At 67.6% G+C, this 5,319-nt stretch carries 4 protein-coding genes; all 4 read right to left on the bottom strand.

The features are described 5' to 3' along the window. A partial coding sequence (locus V7053_RS17785) for a glycine betaine ABC transporter substrate-binding protein (RefSeq protein WP_334173595.1) occupies nt 1-464 on the bottom strand: 464 nt, incomplete at its 3' end. Nucleotides 465-479: 15 nt separating this feature from the next. After that, nucleotides 480-2,570, bottom strand: a complete 2,091-nt coding sequence (locus tag V7053_RS17780) for an ABC transporter permease (RefSeq protein ID WP_334173594.1) — start codon at nt 2,568-2,570, stop codon at nt 480-482. Continuing rightward, a complete protein-coding gene (locus V7053_RS17775) occupies nt 2,567-3,652 on the bottom strand; it encodes a quaternary amine ABC transporter ATP-binding protein (RefSeq protein WP_334173593.1) in 1,086 nt (361 codons plus the stop codon). The genes V7053_RS17780 and V7053_RS17775 overlap by 4 nt, the downstream gene beginning before the upstream one ends. After that, nucleotides 3,649-5,319: choline dehydrogenase (gene betA / locus V7053_RS17770; RefSeq protein ID WP_334173592.1), on the bottom strand; the 1,671-nt coding region annotated here is incomplete at its 5' end. The genes betA and V7053_RS17775, both read right to left, overlap by 4 nt.

The raw sequence follows: 5,319 nt of genomic DNA, 5'->3' as shown, positions 1-5,319 counted from the left end.
AACAGGGAGGCGTACTTGTTGAGGTTCTTCCAGTCCGTGATGTCCGGGTACTTCTGGGCCATCCACGGCGGCACGAACCAGCCGATCTGACCGGTGTTCCCGGTCGGCCCGACCTCGACGGCTGTCTTGTCCTGATCGATGTACTTCTGCTTGAGGTCTGGGTGGCCCCAGTTCTCGAGGACAACATCCACGTCGCCGCTGCCGAACCCCTGCCAAGCCACCTCTTCCTTGAGGGTCTTGTAGTTGACCGTGCAGCCGAGCTTCTCCTTCGCCAAGGTGCCGACCACGTAGGCGTCCGCCTCGTAGCCGACCCACGGGTTGACGGCGACGTTGAACGTGCCGCAGCTCTTGGACCCGCCGGCAGCGGCCGCGGAGCTCGCGATGTCACCGCCCCCACAGGCGGTCAGTGTGAACAATGCAGTCAGGGCGACGGCGGATGCGGCCGTCTTGAGACGCTTTCTCATAGGGATCTCCATTTCTCAGGCGGCCCTGCCATAGCGGGCAGCGGTGTGTTGTGCAATGCGGTCGAGCATGATGCCAAGGGCAGTGATGGCGATTCCGGCCGCGAGGCCCTTGCCGAAGAGCTGCATCTGGGAGAAGCCGGACACCACGAGGTAGCCGAGTCCGCCGCCGCCGACGAGCCCGCCGACGACGACCATCGACAGGACGTACAGCAACCCCTGATTCGCGGCCAGCACAACGGCCGGGAGGGCCATCGGGAGCTGGACCTTCGAGACCATCTGCCATGGAGTGGTCCCGGCTGATTCGGCGGCCTCGACGGTCACCGGGGAGACGCCGCGGATCCCGTCGGCCACGAGTTTGGTGGCGATCGGCACCCCGTAGGCGAAGGCCGCGACGATGGCCGTGAAGCGGGTCGGGCCGAACAGGGCCAGGGCGGGCACCAGGTAGACGAACGACGGGATCGTCTGGAAGGCGTCCAGGACCGGCCGGATGATTGAATCGGCGAGCTTGTTCCGTCCCATCCACACGCCGATGACGAGGGCGACCAGGACGACGAGCAGCACCGTCACGAGGGCCGTCGCGAGGGTGTTCATGCTCTCGTTCCAGAGCCCAGTGCCCAAGATGATCGCCTCGCACACGGCGGTGACCGCCGCCGCACGCCACCCGCCCAGCAGCAAGGCGACGACGAGCAGCACGAAGGCCATGAGCCACCACGGGGATTCGGCCAGGAGCGACTGGAAGGGATTGACGAGCAGGGCGGTGACCGTGTCCTTGAGCCACCCGGTGCCCTGAGAGAACGTCGTGACGAACCAGTTCGTGGCGCCTGAGACCGCCTTCGCGAGCGGGCCGCCGAGGTCCGGGGACTTCGGGAACTGCGCGAACGCGAGGTAGTTGTGCGAGAGGTAGACGGCGACGGCAGCGGCCACCGCCCCGACAACCACCCAGGTGCGCCGGAGCCGGAGCCGCAGGAGGCCGCGCAGGCCCGGCCGGGCAGACGGCTTCGCTCCCCTGTGTACGCGCGCCTCGATTCCCGCGAGCTCGGAGGCCGCCGTCGTCGTGCGGTCGAGCATGATCGCCATGAGCACGATCGCGAGGCCCGAGACGAACGCGGAACCGACATCGAGCGACTGCAGGGCTTGGAGCACTGGCTGGCCCAAGCCTGGCCCGTTGATCAGGGCAGCGATCGTTGCCATGGAGAGGGCGGCCATCATGCTCTGGTTCACCCCGACCACGATCGTGCGCCGAGCCATCGGAAGCTGGACCTTCACGAGGGTCTGCCAGCCTGTGCTTCCCATCGAGGTGACCGCTTCCAGCGTGGTCGGCGAGACCGACCGGATCCCGTGGGCGGTGATGCGCACGAGCGGCGGCAGGGCGTAGATGATGGTCGTGATGATGGCGGCCGCGGGTCCGATGCCGAAGACGAGCGCGAGAGGCGCGAGGTACGCGAAGGAGGGCATGGTCTGCATGAGATCGAGCACCGGCATGATCGCTGCCGAGACGCGACGGCTGCGGGCCATGAGGATGCCCGTCGGCAGCCCGACCACAAGGCAGATGCCGACGCTGACAAAGGTGACGATCAGCGTGTCGATGCTGTTCTGCCAGTAGCCGAAGAAGCCGAAGAGCAGCACGCACCCGCCCACGAGGACCGTGGAACGCAGGCCGGCGAACGTGTAGGTGAGCCAGACGAGGAGCGCGAACACTCCGAGCCACCCGACCTCGGGAACCGGACGTCCTGCCGGAGCCTGGCTGAAGAGGTTCTGGAGGAAGGTGACGAGCCCGTCGAGTCCGTCGCTGATTGGCTGGACCACGTGCTGGAACACTGCCGAGTTGGCGCGGGCGGCGTCGAAGGCGTCCCTCACGCTGTTGAGCCACAGGTGGAACCCTGTCGTGTCCGCGGTGCCCAGTTCGAGCGTCTGGGTCCCCTTGAGCACCGCCCACAGGACGAGCCAGAGGACGACGACGGCGGCGAGCGCGAGCGGGCGCCAACGACGGCGCAGGACGCCGAGGACGTTGCCAGCCGGTTCTCGGGATGGTCTTCCTGTAGGCGGTCGCGTCTCGGGTTCCGCGGCATGCTGCCTGGCCCGAGCGGGAGGTGCCGCGGTCGTCATGACGCCTCCTCCTCGGCGACGACGACGCGCAGGATGTCGTCGTCGTCGACCATGCCGAGGAATCTCTCGCCGTCGTACACCCGTACGGGCAGGGCCGAGTGCAGGACCTGCCGTGCGGCCTCGCGCACAATCCGGTCCGCCTGCATCACGGGCCCGTCGAGGGGTTCGCCCTCTCGCGGGGCCCGGAGGACGTAGCGCAGTGTGAGCACGTGCGAACGGGGGACGTCGGAGACGAAGTCGCGCACGTAGTCATCGGCCGGGTTCGCGACCACCTCGGCCGGGCTCCCGATCTGGACCACCTCGCCGTCACGCATGATGAGAATACGGTCGCCGAGGCGAAGGGCCTCCTGGAGATCGTGGGTGATGAAGACCATCGTCTTGCCCACCTCCTCGTGGAGGCGGCACACCTCGTTCTGCATGTCACGGCGGATGAGCGGGTCGAGGGCCGAGAACGGCTCGTCGAACAGCAGGACCTGCGGGTCCACAGCCAGAGCACGGGCAAGGCCCACGCGCTGCTGCATGCCGCCGGAGAGCTGGTCGGGGAAGGAGTTCTCGTAGCCGGACAGCCCCACGAGGTCGACCATCTCCTGGGCCCGGTCGCGCCGCGCGGCCTTGCCTTCGCCGCGGACCTCGAGGCCGTAGGCGATGTTGTCGATGACCTTGCGGTGCGGGAGCAGCCCGAACTGCTGGAACACCATCGCCATGTGGTTGCGGCGCAGCGCCCGCAGCTTCGTGGTGCCCGCGCGGGTGACGTCTTCGCCGTCGATCGTCACCGTGCCGGCCGTCGGCTCGATGAGCCGCGTCAGGAGGCGGACGAGGGTCGACTTGCCGGAGCCGGAGAGGCCCATGACGACGAAGACCTCTCCGCGCGCGACCTCGAAGGAGACATCCTTCACGGCGGCGAGGCAGCCCGTCTTGCTCTGGAGTTCCTTGCGGGAGAGATGTTCGTCCGGGCTTCCGATGATCTTGTCGGCCTTCTGGCCGAAGATCTTCCAGAGTCCGTCGACCTTGAGCGCGGGGTCGGCCGCCCCTGTGCCGTGCGGCGCGCTCTGCGTGGTGGGATCGATGACCGGAGCGCTCATGACGCCTCCTCAAACTCGCTGGTTGCCGTATGGCGGTAGAAGGGCTCGGACTCGGCGGGGAGCGCGCGTCCGAGGATGAGATCGGCCGCCTTCTCGGCGAGCATCATGACGGGCGCAAAGATGTTCCCGTTCGTCACGTACGGCATCGCGGACGCGTCCGCGACGCGAAGCCCCTCCGTGCCGTGGACCTTCATCGTGAGAGGGTCGACGACGGCCATCGGGTCCCCCGCCGGACCCATCTTGGCCGTGCAGGAAGGGTGAAGGGCGGTCTCGGCGTCCCGACTGACCCAGTCGAGGATCTCCTGATCGGTCGAAACGTCGGGGCCCGGCGAGATCTCGCCTCCGTTGAACGGCGCCATTGCCGGCTGGCGGAGGATCTCGCGGGAGACGCGGATGGCCTCGATCCATTCGCGGCGGTCCTGCTCCGTGGAGAGGTAGTTGAACAGGATGGACGGGCGCTCGGAAGGGTCGGCGGAGCGGATCTTGAGGTGGCCGCGGGCGTCCGAGTACATCGGGCCGACGTGGACCTGGTAGCCGTGTTCGACGTCGGCTTTCTTGCCGTCGTAGCGCACGGCGACCGGCAGGAAGTGGTACATGAGGTTCGGGTAGTCCACGCCGTCGTTCGACCGCACGAACCCGCCGCCCTCGAAGTGGTTCGTCGCCGCGGGGCCCTTGCGTCCGAGGAGCCATTCGAGCCCAATGAACGGCATGCGCCACAGATCGAGCGAAGGCTGCTGGGAGACCGACTGGAGGCATGCGTGCTGGATGTAGACCTCGAGATGGTCCTGGAGGTTCTGCCCCACTCCGGGGAGCTCGACCCGCGGGGTGACGCCGACGGAGCGCAGGTGCGCGGGGTCCCCGATGCCGGCGAGCTGGAGCAGCTGAGGGGTGTTGAACGCTCCCCCGCACAGGATGACCTCCTCCGCGTTCACCGTGACGTTCTGGCCCGCGTGGCGGTAGCTCACGCCAGTGGCGCGGGTGCCGGCGAACTCGATACCCGTCACGTACGCGAGCGTCTGGACCGTGACGTTGGGCCGCTTACGGGCCGGACGCAGGTAGCCGCGCGAGGCCGAATACCGTTCTCCCTTGTGAACATTCCGGTCGAACGGGCCGAAGCCCTCCTGACGGTAGCCGTTGACGTCGTCGGTACGGGGGTAGCCGGCTTCGACAGCGGCGTCGAAGAAGGCTTGGAACAGCGGGTTCGTAGCGGGACCGCGTTCGAGGATCAGGGGGCCGTCGTGGCCTCGGAAGGGGTCGCCGGGCGCTGCGGCGAGGCAGTTCTCCATCCGCTTGAAATAGGGCAGGCAGTGGGCGAAGTCCCAGGACTCCATGCCCGCATCGGCGCCCCACCGCTCGTAGTCGAGCGGGTTGCCGCGCTGGAAGATCATTCCGTTGATGGAGCTCGACCCGCCCAGGACCTTTCCGCGTGCGTGCGCGACTCTGCGCCCGCCCATGTATGGTTCCGGGTCCGATTCATAGCACCAGTCATAGAACCGATTGCCGCTCGGGAACGTCAGAGCAGCTGGCATCTGGATGAAGAGGTCCCACGGGTAGTCGCTCCGACCGGCCTCGAGGACGAGGACCGTGCGGTCACCGTCGGCGCTCAACCGGTCGGCCAGGACGGAGCCGGCGCTACCACCGCCGACGATGATGTAGTCGTAGTGTTT

Origin of the sequence: Sinomonas sp., from assembly GCF_036848755.1 — a bacterium.
Classification (GTDB): Bacteria; Actinomycetota; Actinomycetes; order Actinomycetales; family Micrococcaceae; genus Sinomonas.
Note: the sequence above shows the minus strand (reverse complement) of the source record. Positions and strands in the feature narration are given on the sequence as shown.

Excerpts from the sequence above, each read along its gene's own strand:
- V7053_RS17780 (WP_334173594.1), bottom strand. The coding sequence starts at position 2,570 with ATGACGACCGCGGCACCTCCCGCTCGGGCCAGGCAGCATGCCGCGGAA.
- V7053_RS17775 (WP_334173593.1), bottom strand. The coding sequence starts at position 3,652 with ATGAGCGCTCCGGTCATCGATCCCACCACGCAGAGCGCGCCGCACGGC.